This window comes from Streptomyces sp. NPDC054770 (assembly GCF_053611985.1).
Genome location: NZ_JBSHBL010000029.1, coordinates 28,678 through 50,481 on the forward strand (window position 1 = coordinate 28,678; position 21,804 = coordinate 50,481).

24 protein-coding genes and 2 pseudogenes are annotated in these 21,804 nt (G+C 70.5%); 14 read left to right on the top strand and 12 right to left on the bottom strand.

What is annotated here, in order from left to right:
• Positions 1 to 66 precede the first annotated feature (66 nt).
• The gene (locus ACWGKQ_RS24490) at positions 67 to 1,122 is read left to right on the top strand and encodes an LLM class F420-dependent oxidoreductase (RefSeq protein WP_453294066.1); all 1,056 of its coding nucleotides are present in this window, start codon (positions 67 to 69) and stop codon (positions 1,120 to 1,122) included.
• Here the strand turns inward: ACWGKQ_RS24490 and ACWGKQ_RS24495 are convergent.
• The gene (locus tag ACWGKQ_RS24495; RefSeq protein ID WP_453294067.1) at positions 1,103 to 2,203 is read right to left on the bottom strand and encodes an acyl-CoA dehydrogenase family protein; all 1,101 of its coding nucleotides are present in this window, start codon (positions 2,201 to 2,203) and stop codon (positions 1,103 to 1,105) included. The genes ACWGKQ_RS24490 and ACWGKQ_RS24495 overlap by 20 nt on opposite strands.
• A gap of 133 nt (positions 2,204 to 2,336) precedes the next feature.
• Between ACWGKQ_RS24495 and ACWGKQ_RS24500 the strand changes: the two genes are divergently transcribed.
• A complete protein-coding gene (locus tag ACWGKQ_RS24500) occupies positions 2,337 to 3,143 on the top strand; it encodes an enoyl-CoA hydratase/isomerase family protein (RefSeq protein WP_453294068.1) in 807 nt (268 codons plus the stop codon).
• A gap of 16 nt (positions 3,144 to 3,159) precedes the next feature.
• Here the strand turns inward: ACWGKQ_RS24500 and ACWGKQ_RS24505 are convergent, their stop codons facing one another.
• Together ACWGKQ_RS24505 and ACWGKQ_RS24510 are read right to left on the bottom strand one after the other, a co-directional pair.
• Positions 3,160 to 4,404, bottom strand: a complete 1,245-nt coding sequence (locus tag ACWGKQ_RS24505) for an FAS1-like dehydratase domain-containing protein (protein WP_453294069.1) — start codon at positions 4,402 to 4,404, stop codon at positions 3,160 to 3,162.
• 40 nt (positions 4,405 to 4,444) lie between these two features.
• The gene (locus ACWGKQ_RS24510) at positions 4,445 to 5,968 is read right to left on the bottom strand and encodes a class I adenylate-forming enzyme family protein (RefSeq protein WP_453294070.1); all 1,524 of its coding nucleotides are present in this window, start codon (positions 5,966 to 5,968) and stop codon (positions 4,445 to 4,447) included.
• A 176-nt stretch (positions 5,969 to 6,144) separates the two neighbouring features.
• Here ACWGKQ_RS24510 and ACWGKQ_RS24515 point away from each other — a divergent pair, with 176 nt between their 5' ends.
• A complete protein-coding gene (locus ACWGKQ_RS24515; RefSeq protein WP_453294071.1) occupies positions 6,145 to 6,912 on the top strand; it encodes an SDR family NAD(P)-dependent oxidoreductase in 768 nt (255 codons plus the stop codon).
• Complete coding sequence (locus ACWGKQ_RS24520) at positions 6,909 to 7,679, top strand: crotonase/enoyl-CoA hydratase family protein (RefSeq protein ID WP_453294072.1); 771 nt, start codon at positions 6,909 to 6,911, stop codon at positions 7,677 to 7,679. Before ACWGKQ_RS24515 ends, ACWGKQ_RS24520 begins: the two co-directional genes overlap by 4 nt.
• Before the next feature lie 144 nt (positions 7,680 to 7,823).
• On the opposite strand, the gene ACWGKQ_RS24525 is transcribed toward ACWGKQ_RS24520, so the two are convergent.
• On the bottom strand, positions 7,824 to 8,036 hold the full coding sequence (locus tag ACWGKQ_RS24525; RefSeq protein WP_453294073.1) for a hypothetical protein: 213 nt from the start codon (positions 8,034 to 8,036) through the stop codon (positions 7,824 to 7,826).
• Here ACWGKQ_RS24525 and ACWGKQ_RS24530 point away from each other — a divergent pair.
• Together ACWGKQ_RS24530 and ACWGKQ_RS24535 are read left to right on the top strand one after the other, a co-directional pair.
• Entirely contained in the window at positions 8,024 to 8,479 is a 456-nt protein-coding gene (locus tag ACWGKQ_RS24530) for an acyl-CoA-like ligand-binding transcription factor (protein WP_453294074.1), read from the top strand. The two genes, ACWGKQ_RS24525 and ACWGKQ_RS24530, sit on opposite strands and share 13 nt — an antisense overlap.
• A gap of 53 nt (positions 8,480 to 8,532) precedes the next feature.
• Positions 8,533 to 8,781 (top strand): hypothetical protein, encoded by a 249-nt coding sequence (locus ACWGKQ_RS24535; protein ID WP_453294075.1) that lies wholly within the window; start codon positions 8,533 to 8,535, stop codon positions 8,779 to 8,781.
• 114 nt (positions 8,782 to 8,895) lie between these two features.
• Here the strand turns inward: ACWGKQ_RS24535 and ACWGKQ_RS24540 are convergent, their stop codons facing one another.
• The 3 genes and pseudogenes from ACWGKQ_RS24540 to ACWGKQ_RS24550 form a co-directional block, all read right to left on the bottom strand.
• The gene (locus ACWGKQ_RS24540) at positions 8,896 to 9,798 is read right to left on the bottom strand and encodes an NADP-dependent oxidoreductase (protein WP_453294076.1); all 903 of its coding nucleotides are present in this window, start codon (positions 9,796 to 9,798) and stop codon (positions 8,896 to 8,898) included.
• Between the two features lie 51 nt (positions 9,799 to 9,849).
• Positions 9,850 to 10,428 carry a TetR/AcrR family transcriptional regulator gene (locus ACWGKQ_RS24545; protein WP_453294077.1) on the bottom strand — a complete coding sequence of 193 codons (579 nt, stop codon included), beginning with the start codon at positions 10,426 to 10,428 and terminating at the stop codon, positions 9,850 to 9,852.
• Positions 10,429 to 10,842: 414 nt separating this feature from the next.
• Positions 10,843 to 11,385 (bottom strand): annotated as a pseudogene (locus tag ACWGKQ_RS24550) (transposase); the annotation flags it as partial.
• A gap of 77 nt (positions 11,386 to 11,462) precedes the next feature.
• Between ACWGKQ_RS24550 and ACWGKQ_RS24555 the strand changes: the two are divergent.
• Both ACWGKQ_RS24555 and ACWGKQ_RS24560 read left to right on the top strand, forming a co-directional pair.
• Entirely contained in the window at positions 11,463 to 11,732 is a 270-nt protein-coding gene (locus tag ACWGKQ_RS24555; protein WP_453294078.1) for a hypothetical protein, read from the top strand.
• Positions 11,733 to 11,990: 258 nt separating this feature from the next.
• Positions 11,991 to 13,042: pseudogene (locus tag ACWGKQ_RS24560) on the top strand (transposase); the annotation flags it as partial.
• 17 nt (positions 13,043 to 13,059) lie between these two features.
• On the opposite strand, the gene ACWGKQ_RS24565 reads toward ACWGKQ_RS24560, so the two are convergent.
• Entirely contained in the window at positions 13,060 to 13,335 is a 276-nt protein-coding gene (locus ACWGKQ_RS24565; protein ID WP_453294079.1) for a hypothetical protein, read from the bottom strand.
• A gap of 157 nt (positions 13,336 to 13,492) precedes the next feature.
• Complete coding sequence (locus ACWGKQ_RS24570; protein ID WP_453294080.1) at positions 13,493 to 14,116, bottom strand: CGNR zinc finger domain-containing protein; 624 nt, start codon at positions 14,114 to 14,116, stop codon at positions 13,493 to 13,495.
• Positions 14,117 to 14,193: 77 nt separating this feature from the next.
• On the opposite strand from ACWGKQ_RS24570, the gene ACWGKQ_RS24575 reads away from it, so the two are divergent.
• The 4 genes from ACWGKQ_RS24575 to ACWGKQ_RS24590 all read left to right on the top strand — a co-directional run bounded on the left by ACWGKQ_RS24575 (position 14,194) and on the right by ACWGKQ_RS24590 (position 17,450).
• Positions 14,194 to 15,012, top strand: a complete 819-nt coding sequence (locus tag ACWGKQ_RS24575; RefSeq protein WP_453294081.1) for an MBL fold metallo-hydrolase — start codon at positions 14,194 to 14,196, stop codon at positions 15,010 to 15,012.
• A gap of 213 nt (positions 15,013 to 15,225) precedes the next feature.
• Positions 15,226 to 16,041 (top strand): class I SAM-dependent methyltransferase, encoded by an 816-nt coding sequence (locus ACWGKQ_RS24580; protein ID WP_453294146.1) that lies wholly within the window; start codon positions 15,226 to 15,228, stop codon positions 16,039 to 16,041.
• A 163-nt stretch (positions 16,042 to 16,204) separates the two neighbouring features.
• Entirely contained in the window at positions 16,205 to 16,510 is a 306-nt protein-coding gene (locus tag ACWGKQ_RS24585; protein WP_453294082.1) for a transposase family protein, read from the top strand.
• A gap of 79 nt (positions 16,511 to 16,589) precedes the next feature.
• Positions 16,590 to 17,450: an ISL3 family transposase gene (locus ACWGKQ_RS24590; RefSeq protein WP_453294083.1), complete on the top strand. Its 861-nt coding sequence runs from the start codon at positions 16,590 to 16,592 to the stop codon at positions 17,448 to 17,450.
• A 193-nt stretch (positions 17,451 to 17,643) separates the two neighbouring features.
• Here the strand turns inward: ACWGKQ_RS24590 and ACWGKQ_RS24595 are convergent, their stop codons facing one another.
• Positions 17,644 to 18,240: a TetR/AcrR family transcriptional regulator gene (locus tag ACWGKQ_RS24595; RefSeq protein ID WP_453294084.1), complete on the bottom strand. Its 597-nt coding sequence runs from the start codon at positions 18,238 to 18,240 to the stop codon at positions 17,644 to 17,646.
• A gap of 109 nt (positions 18,241 to 18,349) precedes the next feature.
• On the opposite strand from ACWGKQ_RS24595, the gene ACWGKQ_RS24600 reads away from it, so the two are divergent.
• Together ACWGKQ_RS24600 and ACWGKQ_RS24605 are read left to right on the top strand one after the other, a co-directional pair.
• On the top strand, positions 18,350 to 18,787 hold the full coding sequence (locus tag ACWGKQ_RS24600; RefSeq protein ID WP_453294085.1) for a nuclear transport factor 2 family protein: 438 nt from the start codon (positions 18,350 to 18,352) through the stop codon (positions 18,785 to 18,787).
• A 319-nt stretch (positions 18,788 to 19,106) separates the two neighbouring features.
• A complete protein-coding gene (locus tag ACWGKQ_RS24605) occupies positions 19,107 to 19,595 on the top strand; it encodes a DUF6882 domain-containing protein (RefSeq protein ID WP_453294086.1) in 489 nt (162 codons plus the stop codon).
• Between the two features lie 56 nt (positions 19,596 to 19,651).
• Here ACWGKQ_RS24605 and ACWGKQ_RS24610 read toward each other — a convergent pair whose 3' ends face one another.
• Complete coding sequence (locus ACWGKQ_RS24610) at positions 19,652 to 20,581, bottom strand: cyclase family protein (RefSeq protein WP_453294087.1); 930 nt, start codon at positions 20,579 to 20,581, stop codon at positions 19,652 to 19,654.
• Positions 20,582 to 20,599: 18 nt separating this feature from the next.
• Positions 20,600 to 21,796: an acyl-CoA dehydrogenase family protein gene (locus ACWGKQ_RS24615; protein WP_453294088.1), complete on the bottom strand. Its 1,197-nt coding sequence runs from the start codon at positions 21,794 to 21,796 to the stop codon at positions 20,600 to 20,602.
• Positions 21,797 to 21,804: the final 8 nt, after the last annotated feature.

Genomic DNA, 21,804 nt, shown 5'->3' on the forward strand with positions numbered 1-21,804 from the left:
TCCCCGTGCCGCCGCGATCCGGTGCCGGTCCTGGCCCCGGCCCCGGCGGAAATAGAGAGGCTCCTCATGGACGTGGGACTGCTGATGAGCTACTCGGGCGGCTTCGCCGAAGCCGCCCGGCGGCTGGGCGACTTCGAGGCGGCCGGGGTCGACTCGGTGCTGCTGCCCGAGGCGTACACCTTCGACTCGGTGAGCCAGCTCGGCCACCTCGCCGCCCGCACCGAACGGATGCGCCTCGCGACCAGCATCCTCAACGTGTACTCGCGCACCCCCGCGCTCCTCGCGATGACCGCGGCCGGCCTCGACTTCGTGTCGGAAGGACGGTTCGAGCTGGGCATCGGCGCGTCCGGCCCCCAGGTGGTCGAGGGGTTCCACGGGCTGGCCCACACATCACCGCTGACCCGGATCCGGGAGGTGGTCGAGATCTGCCGGACCGTCTGGCGGCGCGAGCCCCTGCGGCACGAGGGCCGGGTCTTCCAAATGCCGTTGACCGCCGAGCGCGGGGGCACGGGCCGGGGGGGACGTGCCCTGAAACTCATCAACCATCCTGTCCGGCCGGACATCCCGATCGTCCTGGCGGCTCTGGGGCCCAAGAGCGTGGAGCTGGCGGCGGAACTGTGCGAGGGGTGGCAGCCCACGCTGTACTTCCCGGAGGCGGCCAAGGACGTCTTCGGTCCCTCCCTGGAGGCCGGGCGCGCCCGGCGCCGGGCCGGGCTGCCGCCGCTCCGGATCGTCGCCGACGTCAAGGTCCTCGTCAGCGACGACGAGGAGGAACTCGCGGCCGGACGGCAGCGGGTCCGCGAATACGTCGCCCTGTACGTCGGCGGGATGGGAGCCCGGGGCCGGAACTTCTACAACGCCCTCGTCGCGCGGTACGGCTTCGAAGGGCCGGCGGCGGAGATCGAGGAGCTGTACCAGAGCGGCCGCAAGGACGAGGCGGCCGCCGCGGTACCCGGGGAACTGGTCGACGCGGTGGCCCTGGTGGGACCGAGCGGACTGCTCGCGGAACGGGTCGCGGCGTTCCGCGACAGCGGGGTCACGGGGCTGAACGTCTCGCCGATCGCGGTCACCCACGACCGGCGGGTCGAGGACATGGAACTGCTCAAGCGGCTTGCCGGGTGACCGCCGCGCGTTCCAGGTGGGCGAGTACCCGCTGGTGATGGTGGGCGGCGGTGCCGTGGACCAGGGAGTCCACCGTGGCCCGCCGCAGATACAGGTGCAGGTCGTGTTCCCAGGTGAAGCCGGTGCCGCCGTGGGACTGCAGGGCCTCTCCGGCGACCTCGGGGAGGCGTTCGCCGGCGAATGCCTTGGCCACGGCGGCCGCCATGGTGGCGTCCTCGCGGCCCGCGTCGAAGGCCATGGCCGCGTAGTAGGTGGCGGCCCGCAGACCCCGCAGGGTGATCAGCATGTCGGCGGCCTTGTGCTTGACGGCCTGGAAGCTGCCCAGCGGACGGCCGAACTGTTCGCGCACGGTGACATGGCCGACCGTCATCTCCAGCAGCCGCTGCCCCACGCCCAGCGCGTCCGCGGCGGTGAGGACCGTCATCGCGTCCGCCCACCGGTCCGCGTCGTCGGGGCGGTCGGACAGCACCTGCGCGGCCGACACGGTCACCTCGTCGAACACGACGTCGTACCAGGAACGCGTCAGGTCCAGGGTGGTGCGCCGCTCCGTACGGGCAGCGGACGTCGGGACCAGGAGGACGTGCGGTTCGTCCCCGGTGAGCGTCACCAGCAGCCAGTCGGTACAGGCGGCGGCGTGCACGGCCGCGGCCCGGCCCGACAGCACGAGGCCCTGCCCCTCCCGGCGTGCGGTGAGGGAACCGTGGTGTACGAACCCCGCCTTCAGCCGCCCTTCGCCGAGTTCCGTCGCGGCCTGTGCGGAAAGATCGCTCAGGCCTGGGCCCCACGCGGCGGCCATCGACGCCAGGGCCGTCTCCATGAACGGGCCCGGCGTCGCCGCGCGTCCCAACTCCTCGGCTACCAGGCAGAGTTCCGCCAGCCCCTGCTCGGCGCCTCCGTGGCCCTCGGGGGTCGCGAGGCCCGTCCAGCCCATGCGCGCGCCCCTGCTCCACAGCTTCTCGTCGACGTCCAGTCCCGCGTCGAGGACCGAGCGGACGAGATGCGGAGGGCAGTACGAGGTGAGCAGATCCCGCGACGCCTCGCGCAACGCGGCCTGTTCCTCGGAGAGTTCGAAGTCCACCATCGACCGGCCCTTCCATGGTCGTACCGGGTACGGATCGCTAGCCTCTCATTGAGTGTAATGATTAAGCTATCTGGCGTGCCAGCTTCCGGAGGATCCCATCCCGTGGCCGCGAACCCGGCGGGCGAGAGGAACGATGATGTCGGACCAGGAGTTCAGCGCCGGTGAGCGCGCGTACGAGACCGTCCTGTTCGAGGTGACGGATCACGTCGCGACGGTGACTCTCAACCGCCCCCACAAGCTCAACGCGTTCAACCAGACCATGGTGGACGAGTTCCGGGACATCTGGGAGCGTGTGCGCACCGAGGACGCCGTCCACGTGGTGGTCCTGCGGGCCGCCGGCGAACGCGCCTTCTGCACGGGCACCGACGTCGACGACCGGATCCATCTCGCCGGGAACGTCTGGAGCCAGGAGGACCCGGGGCGGGGGCTGAGTCCCAAGCAGAACAGGGTGTGGAAGCCGGTCGTCGCCGCCGTGCACGGGATGGTCGCCGGCGGTGCCTTCTACTGGCTCAACGACTGCGACATCGTGATCGGCGCGGACGACGCCACCTTCTTCGACCCGCATGTGAGTTACGGCATGACGTCGGCCCTGGAGCCCATCGGGCTGGCCCGGCGCATCCCCCTGGGCGAGGCCCTGCGGTGGGCACTGCTCGGGCTGGACGAGCGGATGTCGGCCGCGCGGGCGCGTGAGATCGGTCTGGTGTCCGAGCTGGTGCCCTACCCGGAACTGTGGGGCCGGGCCGACGAGCTGGCGCGCATCATCGCGGCCAAGCCGCCCGCGGCCGTGCAGGGAACCGTCCGGGCGATCTGGGAGACGCACGGCCTGGACCGCGAGGCGGCCCAGGCGCTCGGCTGGCACTACACGACGATCGGCAATCCGCTTGGCAAGCCGCAGGTCTCGCGCGAGACCTTCGTCAAACCCAAGTGGACGCTGCGCTGACCCGGGCCCTGCCCCGTCAGTCGGCGAACCTCGCGATCTCCGCGTCCAGCAGTTCGCCGAGCGTCTCCGCCGGCGGTTCCGGCAGGCGCACCGGGGCCTGACGGGTCGGCAGGAGAACGACGGCCCGTCCCGGTGTCGAGACCTCGCCACGCTGGTTGTGGCAGGCCACCTCGATGTGCACCTCGTTGCCGACGTCGGTCCGCACCTTGTCCACCACGACACCGCGCACCCATGTGGTGTCCCCGACGTAGTTGAACCTGCGGTGCTCGCAGCGGAGTCTGAACAGCCAGCCGTCGTCGCCCATCCAGTCCGTCAGGGCGTGCGTCAGCCAGGTCTCGCGCATGCCGCCGTAGTCGTAGCTCATGGGGATGCCCAGCTCCCGCGCGCGCTCCGGCTCCCAGTGCAGCCGCTGCACGGTGTCCGGGATGTTCCGGGCGTTGGGCGGGTACAGACCGGGGGCTTTGCGCCGTACCCGCCGGGCGACCGCGAAGGCCCCCGGCGGCGTCAGCTGCATGCCCCAGCCCACGTGCCAGACGACCACGTCGGTCACGGTGAGCGGCCCCTTGACCCGGGGCTGGAGCTCGTCGCCGACGTGGACGTCCTCGAAGTAGCGGGTGTTCGCCCCGCGGCGCTCCTCGGCGTCGTAGGCGGCGTCGATCTCGGCGAGTTGCTCGGCGGTGTACGGGGGAAACTCCAGGTCCTCCTTCCCGTCCGCCCGATTCCTGCTGGTGTGCCGTTCGGCGTGGATCCAGGTGCCGCGCTGGAGGGCGACCACCTGGCCCGCGCCGTCGGCGAACAGGAAGTCGTTGGTGACATGGGCGGCCCGGCCCCCGAAGGAGCTCGGCTTGACCTGGACGCCGACCTGGGCCCGCAGACAGGAGCAGCGGTCGCCCAGGTGCAGCGGCCGGTAGTACTCGAACTCCATGGCCGCCTGGTAGGCGCCGAGCCCGGCGAACGGGTCGCCCTTGAGGATCGCCTTGGCCCGGTCGTCCGGTTCGACGGCGTTCTCGCCCATGGTGTACAGGAAGTTCGGCGGTGCGATCGTGCCCTTCCACCGGGTGGCCGGGCCGTGTGCGGGGTCGCACCACAGGGGATTGTCGTCGCCGTATCCGAGCGCGAAGTGACGGATTCCGTCGGTGCTCACCGCCAGGTTGTGCGGTGGCAGGCGGCGCTGGGGGACACCGATGCGGCGGCGTGAGCGCTCCACGGCATCGTCGGTGAGGAGGCCGTAGTCCGGCCGGTCCGTCAACGTGGTCACCATCTCTCCTTGCTTCGTGGGCGGGCGGCCGCCTGTCGGGGCACTAGCTACCGTTGGCGGTGAACAGTTCCTGGAGCCGGGGCCGGTCGACCTTGAGCGAGGGGGTCCGCGGCAGCTGGTCCAGAATCCGCAGATCCACCGGCATCTGATAGCGCGTCAGTCGGCTGGCCAGATGATCGAGCAGGTCCTGCCTGCTGGCCTGACCGCACAACGTGACCGCCACGACCGGCACTTCACCGAGACGTTCGTCCGGCAGCCCGACGGCAGTGGCGTCACTCACCGCCGGATGCTGGTGCAGTGCGTCCTCGATCACGCTCGGCGGAATCTTGAATCCGCCCCGGTTGATCGCGTCGTCCGCGCGGCCGTGGATGAACAGGAAGCCGTCCTCGTCCAGCGAGGCGAGGTCATTGGTGCGCAGCCAGCGCCCGTCGGTGACGGGCAGTTGGGGGCCGCGGACCTCCAGGAGTCCGACGCCGCCCGGTGTCTGGACGTCCTGTGTCGTACGGTCGACCACACGCAGTTCGATGCCGCGGTGCGCGCGGCCCACGCTGCCGCGCTTCGCTTCCGCCCACTGGCGGTGATCGGCGAGCGACCAGCCCGCGATGGCGCCGGCGAACTCGGTGGCGCCGTAGGTGGCGAGGACCGGCACTCCGTACCGCGCCTCGAACTCCTCGGCCAGTTCGGGCGGCAGGGGCGCCGTGCCGGAGCCGATCGCCCGCACGCTGCTGAAGGTGTCGGCGGGGAGTTCCGCGCGCAGCACCATGCGGATCGCGGTGGGCGGCAGGCGCAGTTGGCGGGGCCGGTGCCGGCGTACCAGCCGGGCCCACTCCTCGACCTGGAACCGCTCCATCAGGGCGACGGACCGGCCGTCGACGGCGTGGGCGATCGCGAAGTACAGCCCGCTGATGTGGGCGAGCGAGGACCACAGGATGACGCACCCCCGGCGCAGGCGCGGGCCGGTGCTGTCGTCGAGCATGGTGCCGGCGGCCTGGAAGGCGGCGGTCAGCTGCGGATAGGTCAGCGAGACACGCTTGGGCTTGCCGGTGGTGCCGCTGGTCATCATCACCACGGCCACGTCATCCGCGGGCAGCCGGGGCGGCGCGGGCGTCCAGGAGTCCGGCCGGAGTCGCAGGCCGGAGTCCTGGTGAGCGATCAGGGGGACGGCGCCGATGTCCTCGGCGGCCTCCCGGACGACGCCCCGGGCCCAGTCCTCCTCGTCGGCGATGACGACGTCCGGGCGCAGCGAGCGGATGTCGTCGCCGAGGCCCGTCTCGCCCACGTGGGGGCTGAGGGTGACGACCTGCCGTCCGGTGGCGATCACGGCCAGCAGCGCGGCCAGTTGGGCCGGCCTGTTGCGCAGCACGAGGCCGACCCGTCGGGCGGAGGGGTGGCTGCTCAGGAGAGTGTCCAGATCACGGGTGGCGTCGGCGAGGTACGACCACGGAAGGCTCGACTCCGCGAAGGTCAGTGCCGTCGCGTTCGGGTCGATGCCCATCACGTGACGGAGCCAGTTCGAGAGCAGGGGCAAGGTGCGCCCGGCGGGATGCGAGCGGGCCTGTTTCGTCATGGCACCCTTCTACGGGGAGGCAGACGTTTAAGCTAAATTAGTTACTTGATTCTATCGGTACAGTCCAGGTGAGGCCAATGGGCGGCCCGCACTGGCTAGTTGAGAGCACTGTCGAAACAGACAAATCTTTTATTTGACATGCCTGATTGTTGGGGAGAACGCATGCAGGAGGACACATGCAGCTAGACGCCATCACCGCACTCGTCACCGGCGGTGCCTCCGGCCTGGGAGCCGCGACCGCGGCGGCGTTCGCCGAGGCGGGGGCGAAGGTGGTCATCACCGACCTGCCCAGCTCGTCCGGTGCACAGACGGCTGCCGCGATAGGCGGCGGAGTCCGGTTCGTGCCCGCCGACATCACCGACGAGGACAGTCTGCGGGCCGCCCTCGAAGCGGCCCGGGAGAACGGCGACCTGCGAGCCGTCGTGCACTGCGCGGGCCGCGGCGGGGACCGGCTGCGCATCCTCGACAAGTCCGGCGCACCCGCCGCCCTGGACAGCTACCGGCAGGTCCTGGAGGTCAACCTCGTCGGCAGTTACAACGTCCTGCGGCTGGCCGCGGCCGCCATGGCCGGCAACACCGTCGAGGACGGCGACCGCGGTGCCATCGTGCTGACCGCGTCGGCGGCGGCCTTCGAGGGACAGATCGGCCAGACCTCGTACGCCTCCTCCAAGGGCGGCGTGCACGCGATGACCCTGGTGGCGGCCCGGGACCTCGCGAGCTGGGCGATCCGGGTCAACACCATCGCGCCCGGGACCTTCGACACCCCGATGCTGGCCAGGCTGCGCGAGGACATCCGGCAGAGCATCGCCGAGACCATTCCGCACCCCAGGCGTCTCGGCCATGCCGCGGACTACGCCGACCTGGCGCTGGCCATGGTGCGCAACCCCTACCTCAACGGCGAGACCGTCCGCCTCGACGGCGCCCTGCGCATGGGCCCGAGGTGAGCGCCGCCCCCGAGGTCCTGGTGGACGCCCACGACCGGGTCCTCGTCATCACCGTCAACAGGCCGGCACAGAAGAACGCGATGACCCTGGCGGCCGCCCACCTCGTCGCCCAGGCCGTCGACCGCCTGGACGACTCACCTGACCTGTCCGTCGCCGTCCTCACCGGTGCCGGCGGGACCTTCTGCGCGGGCATGGACCTGAAACGGTTCGCGCTCGGGGAGCGGCCGGCGCTGCCGGGGCGTGGCTTCGGCGGGCTCGTCGAGGCACCCCCCGAGAAGCCGATCATCGCCGCGGTCGAGGGCTGGGCGCTCGGCGGCGGCTGCGAACTCGCCCTCGCCTGCGACCTGGTGGTGGCGGCGCGGGGGGCGCGCTTCGGGCTGCCCGAGGTCAGGCGCGGCCTGGTGGCACGGGGCGGCGGAATGATCAGGCTGCCGCAGCGGCTGCCGCGCTCCGTCGCGATGGAACTGCTGCTCACCGGCGACCCGATCGACGCCGAGCGGGCGGAGCGACTGGGACTGGTCAACCGCGTCGTGCCCGAGGGCCAGGCGCTGGAGGCGGCGCTGCAACTCGCCGGACGTGTCGCCGGGAACGCGCCCTTGGCCGTGCGGTGCGCCAAGGCCGTGGCGAGCGCCGCCCCCGGCTGGCCGCAGGACGAGGTATGGCGCAGACAGGCCCCGTTCTCCGACGCCGTGTTCGCCTCGCAGGACGCGCAGGAAGGAGCACGGGCCTTCGTGGAGCGCAGAGAACCTCGGTGGACAGGGCGTTAGCGCCTGTCCACCGGGTCAGGCGAACGATTACCGAGCCCAAGGACCAGCGGGCCAACCGCCACGCCGCGGTGACGCGGGCGGTCGGCCCACCGGCCTTCGGTGAGACGCGCGCCCGGCGCACCGCGGGTCAGGATGCGAGGGGTGTCACCAGGAGATCACGGGCTTGGCCCCGCCTCCGTCGACATCGATGACCGCACAGTTGACGTAGCCGGCCCCTGGTGACGCCAGGAAGGCGACCGTCTCGGCGACGGTGATGTCGAAGGTGCGCCGCCACGCGTCGTCGCTGGAGGTGGATGTGCCGGTGTCGCGCCACGTTCTTCCGGTACTTCCCCACCAGGGAAGACGTGGCCCTGGCACTGGTCGAGGACCACGCCGAACAGGTCCGGGACGCGCCGGTGCGGCACCCGCAGGACGAACCGGTGTGGACGGCGCTGCGGCACGCGCTGGAACCCCCGGTCCGCGAGCAGGCCAAGGATCTGGGCGCCGCCCTGCAGACGGCCCGGGTGATCGTGGAGTCACCCTCCATCCGCGCCCGCCTTCACGAAAGGAACCGGCGTTGGCGGGAGTTGCTTCTTCCCGAAGTGGCACGCCGTACCGTCCCGGCCACCGCTTCCCGCCCCGACCCTGCGGCCTCCGCCCTTGTCGCCAGCGCCGTGAGCTGTCTGGACGCTGCCGTCGAAGCCTGGGTGCAGGAGGGCGGAAGTGTCCCGCTGCCCAAGCTCCTTGATGAAGCCATGACCGCCGTGCACCCGCTGACGACGCCCGCCGACGCGGTCGTGCCCCGCCGCGCGGAGGCTTGACCGCCGGGGTGTTCCCACGTGAACGGCTGAGGCCGGGAGTGCGGCCCGACGCGGTGTTCTGTTCTGCGGCGTGTCGTGCCAGGCAGTGGCGTCGGGGCCGTCGGCTGCGGAAGCGGGCGGCGGCCGAGCTGGACGGCGACGGGGTGGCCAAGTGCCCGGCCGCGCACGAGGCATGGCTCGGTGAGGTCGAGGGTATCGACCTCACTCTCACCTTCCTCCGGCAGAAACGCGAGGAGACCAAGCGCCTGGCTCGCGTCGCGCCGGTCGAACTCGGCATACCCGTCATCGCAGCACGACGATGACCTGAGTTCACGTCGGGTCGTTCCCAGCGCCGGCATCGAGCTCGGAATGACCCCGCCGAACTGGATCGGCGAGCGAGCGCTTTGCGTCATGAGCGGATGTGGGACGAGGGTGGTTCAGGCGAGATCTTGGGGGTGGAGCACGATGCGCCCGTGGGTCTTGCGGTCGGCCAAGGCCTGATAGGCGTCGCGCACGGCGGTGAGTGGGTACGTTGCGGCGATGGGGATGTACAGGTCGCCGGTAGCGGCGAGGGCGGCCAGTTCGGCCAGCGCCGGGGTGCCGCCGGCATCGGTCGTTCCGAGAGATTTGACGCCCTTCTCTTTCGCTCCGCGATAGTCGACGACGGTGTCGATGCGGTCTATCGGAACGCCGAGGTTGATGGCGAGGTCGATGTAGCCGCCACCGACGGCGTCGATGAAGGCATCGGCTCGGTCGGTCGTGGCGAGGATCCGTTCCTGTTCGCCCTCGCCGTATTGGACAGGCTGGATGCCATTTTGCCGGAGCAGGTCGAAATGTGCGTCGCTGGTCAGACCGATCACCGTCGCTCCGGCACGGAGCGCGAGCTGGGCGGCGGTGAACCCGACGCCGCCCGAGGCGCCCGAGATCACGATGGTCTCGCCCGGCCGGGGGTCAACCGCCCGGATGGCACCGAGGCCCGCCATCGGTGTGGTGTAGAGCGAGCCCGCCACGTCCCAGGGGAGGGCTTGAGGCTTGCTCACCAGCTGGACGGCGGGGATGGCGACGAACTGGGCGTGGGCGTCCCAGCTCTGGAGCCTGCCCAGCACCGCGTCACCGACGGTGAAGTCGAGCACGTCGGCACCGACCGCAACGACTTCACCGGCGAGATCGCGACCCGGCGTGTACGAACTGCCGTGCAGCGCCGGTAGCGCCCCGGGGTTGAGCGCACCGGCCTCGACCCGCACCACCACCTCGCCCGGGCCGGCCACGGGCTCGGGGACGTCCGTGAGGTAAATCCCGTCGATGCCCGAAAAACGGTCATAGCGCACTGCTTTCATCATGTCTCCCGGATTGCGAGTGATTCGAATCGGCCGGATCGCGCAAGAGGACGCTCAGGTACGGCGCAGGAGCGGCAAGAGGATGTCGTCGACGAGATGCGCAACGAAGGCGGCGTCGCACGGTTCGCCCACGACCACGATGCGATGCACGATCACCGCGGGAGCGACCTCGGCAAAGAGCGTTGCCGCCCCGGGCGCCAGCCGCTCGGCCGCTTGGCGAACAAGTCCGTCCGTCATCGAGGTCTCGTCACGCCGCAGGATCCGCCGCATCGCCTGGGCGAGCCGCGCGTCGCTGCGCATGCCGGCGAACAGAGCCCCGAGCAGACCCACGTCCTGTTCGGAGATGCTCTGCGCGAGCCATGCCGCCAGGGAATGCACGTCCTCCCGGAGACTCTCTCCCGCAGGCTGTGGGGGCTTCGCGGGCGCGCGGCGCTCGACCGCTGCGGCGACCAGCGCCGCCTTGTCGCGATACCGGCGGTAGATCGTCGTCTTCGCTGCCCCGGAACGCCCGGCCACCGCCTCCATCGAGAGCTGCTCGTATCCCACCTCGGTCAGCAGTGACAGTGTCGCGTCAAGAATGGCCAGGTCACGGCTGGAATCCCGCGGCCGTCCCATCGCCGAGGGCTGAGTCATGCCGCTGGACTCCGAAGTACCCACCCCGCACCTCAATTCCGCTACGCTACCGTATCGTATCGAAAATACCCTGGTTCGGTCCAACCTGTACGCTGCGGCTTTCCGTGCCGGCTCAAGGCCAGGTGTCCGCTCATCGGCATGAGCGGATGTTGCCGTCGGTCTGAGTGCCCGAACTACGCACGAACCACGGCAGCACACCTGCCTCCGCCATTAGCTTGTTGTTTGTCTCGTGCGGCGGGGCTTTGTACCGACCTTGTGGTGGGCGGGTCGGCTGTATGACTCGCCGGTCACGAGGACTCTGCCCAAGTCATGGCGAGTGGCCGGGCGCCGGTTCTTCGAGCCCGGTGGACGGCGGGGCCCGGGGTGGGACGGTGTCGGTGCACCAGCCGGAGAGCCGGTCTTCGCTCGCAGGTCTACCTCGGGATCGCCCGGCTTCCACTGGTCGGCAGCGACGAGTTGCTCGACGACTTCGCGGAGTTGGACCGCGGTCACCGCGGCGACGTCCGCGCCGGGCTCCAGGTGTACCGCGTCCAGTACCGCCGTCCACGAGGTGCGGCCGGTTTCAAGCGCGGCCGCAATCGAGTACGGCCAGCCAGGGACCATCTGGTGCTTTGCCCGGCCGCGGCCGAACGTGTGGCAGAAGGCCCGGTCGGGGGAGGTGTTGGCGTCTGGACGCAGCCACGGCGAGACGTCCGCGGCCAGCACGATCCGACCGTCCGCCGCCCTCGGCAACGGCATCGAGGCCAGAGCGCGACGGAGCCGGACCCCATCGATCCGTCCTTGGTTGAGGCCGCCATAGAGGGCTCCGTGTCCCCGGCGGTGTTCAGGCGCGAGCGCCAGGTCGACCAGCGTCCGCACCGGCCCATCCGTGCACAGCAGCGCGTCGCATGACTCGAACAGCGCGTCGCCCCGCGCAGTCATACAGGCATGGACCTCGCTCCGGAAGCGGGACAGCATGTCCACTCCTTCGGTCCGCGAGCCATGCTGTGCCGTGCCCACTTGATGGCCTCCTTGATGATGCGTGTCGGGCTCACTTGAGGGTTGAACGACAAGCTGAGGAGACCGCCGACGGCGAGAGGGCCGGCAGCGTCTGCGCGAGCCGGTACGCCCAGATCCTGGCCGAGCTGCGGAAGCCGGTGGAGACAGCCGGCCGGATCCGGTTCGCGTTCGGCGACTGCGCGCTGGAAGTCGAGCCGACGCGTGAGTACGGCGGCCAGGAGAGGGGCGGAGGCCGCCGTTCCGAACGCGGAGGCGAGTTCGGCGAGGCCCGCGACGCGCTCTGGGCGATCCTGCCCGGGAGCTGACTCGGGCCCGACCGGGGACTCGGCCCAGCGCCAGTGAACAGACCGACGGCGTACTCCTGCCCGGCGGGCGAGCCGGTTCAGGAACAGGCACTCAGCTTGTTCTTTATGGTCTGACCTCGAACGATGCCCCGAACGTGATCGCTCATACGGGGATTCCAGGGACGTGAACACGGCCTCCGTCTGATCCTGTGCTCCGACCAGAGAGGCACTTGACCAGTACGAACGCCGTGGGGGAATGGGTCTGCCACTTGGATGTGCCGAGGCTGCGGCAGGTGCTGGCAGGTGCTGGCAGGTGCTGGCAGGTGCTGGCAGGTGCTGGCAGGGCTGCCGCAGCCCGAAGCCGCCGGCGGGCGCCTGGTCCTGGCGGTGGACGTCACCCAGTGGCTCCGGCCGGACGCCACGACCACCGTGGATCGCTTGTTCTGCCACGTCTACGGCCGCAGCGGACGCTCCTCGGACCAGTCCGTGCCCGGCCGGCCTTACTCGTTCTTCGCCGCGCCGGAGTCGGGCCGGACCTCGTGGTGTCAGATCCTGGACGCGCTGCGGCTGGGGGCCGGCCGACGATGTCGCCGAGGTCACTGCTGCCCAGGTCCGCCGCGTGGTCACCGACCTCATCGACATGGGCCGTTGGCAGGCGGGTGACAGCGACGTCCTGATCGTCTTCGACGCCGGCTATGACGCCCCGCGCATGGCTTATCTGCTGGAAGGACTGCCGGTGGAGGTCCTCGGACGGATGCGCACGGACCGTGTGATGCGCAAGCCGGTCCCGGTGCCGTGGATCTGATCGCCGCAGGGCGGACGCCCGCCCAAGCGCGGCAAGGAGTTCCGCTTCCGCTCCCCGTCTGGCTGTGGACGTCGGCCACCGACGTGCCGGGCGAGGGCGTCGACCTGCGCCGGCAGGCGTTCCTTCGCAGATTCGACCTGGAACACACTTCCGGATGATCAAGCAGACGCTGGGCTGGACCCGCCCGAAGCTCCGCACCCTCGACGCGGCGGACCGATGGACATGGCTCATCGTCGCGGCCCACACCCAACTCCGCCTCGCCCGGCCGCTGGCCGCGGACCTCCGCCGCCCCTGGGAGAAACCGGCCGGACCTGACCGGCTCACCCCCGCCCGGGTCCACCGGGGGTTCAGAAACCTCCGCCCGAACCTGCCCTGCCCGGCCCGTGCACCCAAACCCAGCCGGGCCGGCCCGGCCCGGCCCGGCCCCGGCAGACCACTCGGCTCGAAGAACCGGCACCCCGCCACCCGCTACGACGTGGGCAAGACCACCAGACGCCCCGAAAACGTCACCGAACGCGATCAGCTCGGAGGCGGAACACGACTTCAGAACGGAACAGCCAGCCCGGCCTCGCGCAATCGAAGCAGCGCCCTGCCCATGCACTCGGCGACCGAGTCGCCGTCGGCCCTCACCCCACCGTCCAGCGGCCCACCGGAAGCGGCGAATGTCCACGCCGGCTGACCATCACGCATGCGCTCCGCGTCGACCCGGATCATGGCACCGACCCCCTGCTCGCCAAGCCACTTCAGGATGGACAGCGTCACGTCCTCGACACCGCTGTCCAGGTCCACCTTGGGCAGCCGCCCCATCCCCTTGGCCATGGCCACAACCCTACTCAGCATCCGATCGGGTCGCGTCACGCACTCTCATGGCGGCTCGGACCATAAAGAACAAGCTCAGCGTGCCGTTTGAGGTCCGCCGTCGAACTGGGCGGCGCGGCACGGAGGCCGGGATCGTGGGACTGGTCGAGCATGAGGTTCAACGAGACGCGTTCACCGTGGTGGAGGAGGTGGTGCGGCGGGCGTAGGCGCGGGCGGCGCGGGCGCGGTCGCCGCAGCGGGTGGAGCACCAGTGACGGCGGCCGTAGCGGAGCAGGTAGCGGTTGCAGGGTGCAGAGCCGCAGGCGGTGAGGCGGCCCGCATCGGGGCCCGTGAGCAGGTCGGCGGCGTCAGCGGCGAGGGTGGCCAGGGCGTGGTCCACGATCGCGGTGGTGGGGTGGGGGGTGGCGCGGTAGGGGCCGGTCTCGTCGTCCCACTGCAGCAGCGGAGCGGTGGGGACGCGGGTCATCGCGTCGTTGATGGCCCGAACCGCGGCGGGGAGGGCGGGCAGACCTTCGGCGCGGGAGGCGAACAGCGACCTGATCTGTTCGCGCAGCGAGCGCAGCTGTGCCGCGCACACCTCCCGCATGCCGGCGTCGACCGGGGCGAGACCGCGTTCCGTCAGCCAGTGGTTCGCCTGCGCGGGAGTGCCCAGAAGATCGACCGTGTGCCCGCCGGCCAGCGCGATCGCGCTGTTGGCAAGGGCGAGAGAGAGGTGCTCTTCCTCGCCCTGTGCGGGCGGCAGGCTGGGCTGTTCGATCACGGACTCCTTCATGTTCCTCATGGTACGGCTTGCATGCATCCGTGAGAAGCGACTACGGTCGTATCACGGTTCGACGATATCCATCCGTGAGGTGCCTGGTGTCTTCTCTCCCCGCAACGACCAGCCCGTTCCCGGTCCGCGTCTTCGGCGGCCCGACCGCCCTCTTCGAGTACGGCGGCCTGCGCTTCCTGACCGATCCGACCTTCGACGCCCCGGGCGACTACGCCCGTCCCGGCGGCCGGTTCCTGACCAAGACCGCTCCCTCCAGCGGCACCCCCGCCGACCTCGGCCTCATCGACGTGGTCCTGCTCTCGCACGACGAGCACCCCGACAACCTCGACACCTCCGGCCGGGCCCTGCTCGCCGACGTCCCGCTCACCCTCACCACTCCCGGTGGCGGACAGCGCCTGGGGGAGAAGGCCAAGGGCCTGGCCGACTGGGAGTCCATCGAGCTGAACCGACCCGACGGCGGCACGGTTACCGTGACCGGCGTCCCCGCTGTCCACGGCCCCGGTCCGCGTGAGGAGGTCGAGCCGATCACCGGCCAGGTCGTCGGCTTCATCCTGACCGGAGAGGGTCTGCCGACCGTCTACGTCAGCGGCGACAACGCCTCCCTCGACGCGGTCAAGGAGATCGCCGAGCGCTTCGCCCCCATTGACACCGCCCTCCTCTTCGCCGGCGCCCCCCGCTTCCCCGCACTTTTCGACAACCAGCTGATCGTCCTCGACAGCACCCAGGCCACCGAGGCCGCCCAACTCCTCGGCGCCCGCCGCGTGGTCCCCGTCCACTACGACAGCTGGGCCCACTTCACCGAAGGCCACGACGAACTGGCAGCCGCCTTCACCACCGCCGGTCTGGCCGACCGCCTGGACTGGGGTCAGCGAGAGCAGTTCGACTACTGCGGTCCCCTCATGTGACTCCCGAACTCGGGCTCTGGTCCACTTCGTGTGGTCGCGTACAGGGGGACTGTTGATCTCCGCCTAGTGGTGGTTTTGGTGGTCGTAGGCGGTCAGTGCGCGCACGACTGGCCGGCCGCGCATGAACATGGCTCCACTCATCAGGCCCCCTTGGAATCGATCATCTAGGCTGTCGCGGTGACTGATGAGCAGGAGCGGGTGCAGCCGTCGGGAGTGTGGGCCACGGCGGTGGGGGTGGCCAGGGTGCGGGCGCTGGAGACCGAGCGGGAGAACCCGCTGTTCCGCGACCCACTGGCACAGGCCTTTGCCACCGCCGGCGGCTTGTGGCCCTCCTCGCCGCCGCTGCCCGATGACGAGGCCGCGCGCCGCCGTTGGCTGGGTGTGGCGTTCTCCATCGTCATCAGGACGAAGTTCCTCGACGACCTGTTGCAGCAGGCCTCCGCGTCCGGGGTCCGGCAGGTCGTGCTGCTCGGCGCCGGCATGGACAGCCGGGCCTTCCGGATGGAGTGGCCCGAGGGCACCCGGCTGTTCGAGGTCGACACCGCCGCGCCACTGGACTTCAAGGCTTCGGTGCTGCGCCAGGAGCGGGCTGTCGCGCGCTGTGAGCGGATCACCGTCGCGGTGGATCTGCGTGAGGACTGGCCGGGCGCGCTGGCCGCCGCAGGGCACGACCCGGCGGTGCCGACCGTGTGGATCGCCGAAGGACTGCTGATCTATCTGCCCGAGGATGCGGTGGAGTTGCTGTTGGCCCGGATCAGCGCGCAGTCGGCGGCTGGCAGTCGGATGGGGCTGACGTTGGGCTCGCGTGGCGTGATCGAGCGCTTCGGCGCCGATGCCGTGCCGGGATCGGCGGCGTCCATGTGGGTCTCGGAGATGCCCGACGACCCGGTGGGCTGGCTGGCCGGGCACGGCTGGGAGGCCGACAGCCACACCCTGCGCGAGCGCGCTGCCGCCTACGGCCGCCCGATCAGCACCCCGCCGCAGCGCGAGGAGCGGCCCGGCGGACTGATCTCGGCGGTCCGCCGGTAGAAGCGTCTCCCGGTTCCCTGGACGATCGATTCCAAGGGGGCGAATGAGTGGAGCCAGGTTCATGCGCGGCCGGCCAGCCATGCGCGCACTGACCGCCTACAACCACTGAAGTCCGCCCGAAAATCGCCTGGCTGGATGGTGGTGTGGTCGACAGTCCTTCGCCGTGAACGAAGTGCCGCCGCAGTTGAACGAGCTGCTGTTTTCCTCGGCCGAGGGCGTGTTGGTGGAATCGGTCGAGGTGATCGACACGATCGTCCGGGTCGAGGCCCGTACGACCGCAGGGCTGGCGGCCTGTCCGGGGTGCGGGTGCTGGTCGGGGCGAATACACGGCTCCTACCTGCGATTTCCTCGTGATTCGCCGACGGCGGGCAAGTTCGTCGTGGTGGCGTTGCGGGTGCGGAGGTTCGTCTTCGAGGAGGAATCCTGCGAGCGCATGACCTTCGCCGCGCAAGTACCCGGTCCCACGTAGGTTCGGGCGACGGACCGAGCGGCTGCGGTCGATGCTGGTATCGGTCGGTCTTGCGCTCGCGGGCCGGGCCGGCGCCCGGATGACGGACGCCTTCAAGGTTCCGGTCAGCCGGAACACCCTGCTGAGGCTGATCGCCTCGCCTCCGGACCCCGCCAACGCAGTACCCCTCGTGGTCGGCGTGGACGAGTACGCCCAGCGCAAGGGCCGTGTCTACGGAACCGTGCTCGTCGACGTCGAGACACGTCGCCCGGTCGACCTCCTTCCCGATCGGGAGGCGGACACGCTCGCGGCCTGGCTCGCCGAGCGGCCCGGCATCGAGATCGTCTGCCGTGACCGCGCGCCCTTCTTCGCCGAAGGTGCCACCCGCGGCGCCCCGCAGTCCCTCCAGGTCGCCGACCGATGGCATCTCCGGCACGACCTGGGCGAAGCCGCCGAGAAGTGCGTCCACCGGCACCGTGGCTGCTTGCGTCCCGCGCCGGCCCAGCCTGAGGAACCGCAGGAAGAGGCGGAGCCAGCCGCGTCGCCCTGGCCGACAGGGCACCGGTTCGCCGAACGCACCCGCGCCAAGCACGCCACTGTCCACGCTCTCCTCGCCGCCGGGCACAGCAAGCGGGCCGTCGCCCGGCAGCTCGGGACGACCCTCAACACGATCTTGCGTTTCTCCCGTGCCGCTACTGCGGAGGAGATGTTCACCGGGCAGTGGCAAAGCCGTGCGACCAGGCTCGATGACTACAAGCCCTACCTCGATCAGCGTTGGCAGGAAGGTTGCACCAACGCCTGGAAAACTGTGGGAGGAGAACCAGAGAACAGGGCTGTCCCCGCGGCTACGCCAGTGTCCGTGCCTACGTCAGCAGGACGCTTCGCGGCAAACCCCAACCGGTCGGCCCCCGCCCGCCATCAGCCCGGGCCGTTACGCGCTGGATCCTCACCCACTGGCTAGGGCGTCCGCTATCGGCCCCACCGAGGCGAGTTGAACTGGCCCCGGTTCGCGGATGATTCGTGAAGATCGGGCGTTGTGCGGTGGCCCCGGTGGGCGGCTTGATCTGGGACCACCACTGGCCGAGGTGCGGAGCGGCGAGCGCCTGATCGGATTTCAACGCGTGCGGTGATCTCCGGCGCGTCGAGCGAGCGCGTCATGTCGTATTCCCGTCGGCGTGGGTGTGGCGTGGAAGCAGGCAGTCGAAGACGAGCCCCGCCAGCCTCCCGGGCCTCTCACTCGTGCCGCGTCGGCGGCCGGCCGTCAGCGCGGCCACGACGATGGCCTGCACGTCTGCTGCGTCCACGTCGTCGCGCACCGCCCCGGCCTGCTGGGCGCGGGAGAGGAGCACACCGAACAGCTCGCGCAGCTGTGCCGCCAGTTCCTCGGCCTCGACGCCCATGGGGTCGCCCGCCGCCGTGATGGCCTCGGTCAGGTCCTGCTTCGCATCGGCCTCGGCGGTCATCCGGGCGAGGAAGGCGAAGAATGCCGGTCCGGCCTCCGCCTCGGCCAGGGCGGCTCGGGCGTCGAGCGTCAGCTGCTCCAGGTGCTCGCGGACGACGGCCTCGAACAGTGCCTCCTTGGTGGGGAAGTGGCGGTGGACTGTGCCCGGCCCGACCCCGGCCCGGCGGGCGATTTCGTCCAGCGGGACCGCGAGGCCCTCGGCGGCGAAGGCGGTGCGGGCGGTTTGCAGAATGCGCTCCCGGTTGCGGCGTGCGTCGGCGCGCAAGGGGCGCTGTCGCTCGGTGGTCAAGTGCCCTCCAGGGACGGGGGTTTGGAGTATTGATAACCGGGGCCTGCGCCCCGTATATTCAATCATGTAACCGGGGTCATCGCCCCGGTTACGTCGAGAGGAGTGTCCCATGACCACTGCAGCACCGCGTGAAGTCCTCCAGCATTTCCTCCGTCTGACCGCCGACGGCCCTAGCGAGGCGATGGCCGACCTGTTCACCACGGACGCCGTCTTCGAGATGCCCTACCTGCCGCCGGGCGCACCCGTGCAGGAGCCGGGACGGGACGCCTTCCGGGCCCACCTGCAAGAAGGGGCAAGGCTGCAGAAGTTCACGGCCGTGGACCGAGTCCAGGTGCACGAGACGACCGATCCCGAACTCGTCGTCGCCGACTACCGCCTCCACGGCCGCGTCCTGGCCACCGGGAAGCAGTTCGCCTTCGACATGGTGATGTTCGCCCGCATCCGAGACGGACTGATCACCTGGTCGCGCATCTACTCCAACCCGCTCGACGGGGCGATCGCCTTCGACGCGGCCGAGGGACTGCTCGCCGCGATCACGGCTGCTTAGGGCCCCTCGCCGAAGCTTCGCCCAACACCTCGAACGCGACCTCGACGCCGTCACCGCAGGCCTCACACTGCCCTGGAACTCCGGCGTCGTGGAGGGTCATGTCAACCGGATCAAGATGCTCAAGCGCCAGATGTTCGGCCGCGCAGGATTCGATCTCCTGCGCAAACGAGTCCTGTTGGCGTAACCGAGAGTCACGCGACCACACGAAGTGGACCAGAACCCGTCCCCGTGAACAGAGCCAGGCAACTCCAGGCCCGGGACCCCTGGCCACCTGCGAGGGTGGCAGGATCTTGTCGACAGTTCTGCAGGAGGAGGCAACGTGGGCGACCGCTCGAAGCATGACCACTCCGGCTGGGAGGCGGTCGTGCTCGCGGCTCGGGAGCGTGCCCGTTCGCGGCAGGCACGCATGGTCGAGCGCTTCGGCCTGTCCGGAAACGTGCAATACGACTGGGCGATGGACGATGCGCAGATCACGTGGTCGCGCGACGGCAAGGTTTTCCTCACCGGCCGACTCACACTGATCGGCAGCGTCAGCGTTGCCCAGCAGACCTGGCTGTGGTCCTGGGCGAACGAGTCACTCGCGCACGCCGCCCTGGGCGACATGGAGAGGGTGCGGCAGTTCGGCGAGGAGAACGACTACCCCGTCCTTCCTTGGCCGGGCTTCAAGTACGACCCCGAACTCGTCGCCGAGGCTCGGATGGTCGCCGCCTCCGTGCTCGACGCCGAGGGACTGTGGGCGGAGTCGATGGACGACGTGCAACTCCACTTCATGATCCATGACCTGGCGCTCGCTGCCGAGCGACAGTGACGGTTGCACGGATTCCCAGGCTGCTGGTGCTGGCCGCCGGACGTTGAACGGCAAGCTCAGCGGATGGCCACCGGGTTCACCAGGCCGCCGGTGCTGCGCAGGAAGCGCTCGGGTGTCGCGTTCAGCAGGAAGGTGTAGCGGCGGTCCCGGGCGCAGGCCGCCGCGAGGTCCTCGAGCACCCAGTTCTGTCCCTGGATCATGCCCATCATCACCAGGCACAGGACGTGCACGGGCAGCATGACGTCCTCGACGTTCGACGGCAGCAGTTCCATGGGCATGTTGTCGATCGCGGCGGCCGCCGCGCGGCGCTCGTGGAAGAAGAGGGGGGCGTCGTAGTCGAGCGCGGGCACCGGCCGGCGATAGCTCGGGACGTCCGCCAGCAGGAAGTGCGTCGCCTGCCCGGTCCGGACCAGGACGATGTCGCCCTCCTCCACCGGTGTGCCCTGGGCCTCCTCGACGGCCTCCAGGACGGCGCGCGTCACCGGGAACCGGCCCGGAAGGATGCCGACGCCCTGGTGCCGGGCCACGTCCAGGAGGATGCCGCGCGACACGACGGTGCCGGCCGCCTCGATGCCGAGCCGCGTCGCACCGGAGGCGTCGATCGCGTCCGCCGGTACGCCGTTGTACATGACACCGCGGTGACTGCAGTGCGACAGCGCGTCCCAGTGCGTCGCCGCCTGCGTGGGGGTCACCACGAGGTCGTCGCTGTAGGCGACCGAGTCGGGGGAGTCGCCCATCAACGTGTTGATCGCGAGCATCGTCCGGACCGGATTGATCCGCCCCGGGACTCCGATGCCGTTCTGCGGGCCGTCCAGCGACAGCGACATGGAGAGCGAGAAGCTCTCGCCCGTCACCACCGAGGCCGTCGCCCTCCTCACCACTTCGGCGGTGATGAAGTTGAGCGTCCCCCGCTCGTCGTCCGCGCCCCACCGCTTCCAGTTGCTGACCTGCTCGGCCAAGGTGTCGAACTCGGCAACGCTCAGCACGGTTTCCGCCTCTCTTCTCTACGCTGTGGAGCGCGGCTCCCGGGGGAGACCCAGGGCCCGCTCGGCGATGGTCGTGCGCAGCACCTCGTTGGCGCCCCCGGCGATGGTGTAGCCCCGGGCGTAGAGGAGGGCGTCCTGCCAGTAGCCCCCGTCGACGGCACGGTCGTCGCCCTCGGTCAGCAGGCCCTCCAGCCCCTGGAGCCGGACCCCCAGCGAGACGGCGTCGAGGTTGGTGTCGCTGAAGAAGACCTTGACCATCGCAGGGTCGGTCGGTTCGTCGGTGCCCGCCGCCATCCGGGACTGCACGGCCTTGCTCATCAGGTCGGCGACGTACACCCGCGTCGCCAGCCGGCCCAGCCGGTCCCGCACGGCCGCGTCTCCCAGAGGCGGCAGCCCCTCCGGGCCGGGCCGGGCCGCCAGCGCCAGCAGACCGCTGAGGTCGTCGAGCAGTTCGGCGCTCCGTGCGGCCACCGAACCCCGTTCCTGGGCCAGGCTCGCACCGGCGACCCGCCAGCCGCCGTCGACCTCACCGATCACCCGGTCGGCCGGGATGCGCACCCCGTCCAGGAACACCTCGTTGAAGTCGGCGGTGCCGGTGATCTCCCTGAGCGGCCGGATCTCCACTCCCGGGGCGCGCATGTCGAGCGCGAACGCGGTGATGCCCCGGGTCCTCGGCGCCCCGGGATCGGTGCGCGCGAGCAGGTATCCGACGTCGGCGTACTGGGCGTTGGTCGTCCACACCTTCTGGCCGTCGACCACGAAGTGGTCACCGTCCCGGCGGGCCCGGGTCCGCAGCCCCGCCAGGTCGCTGCCGGCCTCCGGTTCACTGAAGAGCTGGCACCACAGGTCCTGGCCGGACCGCAGCCGCGGCAGGAAGCGGCGCTTCTGCTCCTGCGTCCCGTGGGCCAGCAGCGCGCCCGCGGCGAGGGCGCCGGCTCCGATCTGCCCCCAGGCCCGCGCCCGTGCCAGTTCCTCGGCGACGACGAAGGCGGGCTCGGGGCGCGGATCGGCGAGACCGCCGTACTCCGTCGGCCACGACCGGCCGAGATAGCCGGCGTCATGGAGCCGGGCGATCCACCGGCGCAGCTCGGGGACGAGTGCGGGAGCGGGCGCCCGCACCCCCGCATGGGTCTTCCTGCCGGGGGCGTGGGTACGGATGAACGAGCGCACCTCGGTGCGGAAGGCGTCGAGTTCGGCGCTGGTGTCGAGCCTCATCGTGTCTC